Source organism: Corallococcus praedator, from assembly GCF_003612125.1.
GTDB classification, from domain to species: Bacteria; Myxococcota; Myxococcia; order Myxococcales; family Myxococcaceae; genus Corallococcus; species Corallococcus praedator.
Genome location: NZ_RAWI01001035.1, coordinates 1 through 445, shown reverse-complemented (window position 1 = coordinate 445; position 445 = coordinate 1). Strand labels below are relative to the sequence as shown.

The 445-nt window shown below is 58.0% G+C and carries 1 protein-coding gene; it reads right to left on the bottom strand.

Annotation, left to right across the window (positions count from 1 at the left end; translation table 11 throughout):
- Positions 1–445: phosphoribosylformylglycinamidine synthase subunit PurQ (gene purQ / locus D7Y13_RS42925; protein WP_120631119.1), on the bottom strand; the 445-nt coding region annotated here is incomplete at both ends.

The window sequence follows — 445 nt, the reverse complement described above, 5'->3', positions numbered from 1 at the left end:
GATTTGCGGCTTCAGTCGCTTCACCGGAAGCGGTGCAATAGCGAAACACAATTTGGCGGTTGTCTTCGAGCTGCTTGAGCGTGTCGGGGTCGGCATAGTAGCAGCCTTCACCATGCGCGATCGGCAGCGTAATCACCTGATCAGCCGGATAGTTTTGCGTCCAAGGCAAGTCGGTGCGATCGACTCGTAGCGAGACGCGATCGCAGACAAAATGCAGATCGCGGTTACGCATCAAGGCTCCGGGCAGCAACCCGGCCTCGGTCAAGACCTGAAAGCCGTTGCAGATTCCCAAAACCAGCTTGCCCTGCTGGGCATGAGCGATCGTGGCCTGCAAAGCGGGAGAGAAGCGAGCGATCGCACCGCAGCGCAGATAGTCGCCGTAGCTAAAGCCTCCGGGCAAAATCACCACGTCTAGATCGGCCAGATCAGAATCTTCGTGCCACAC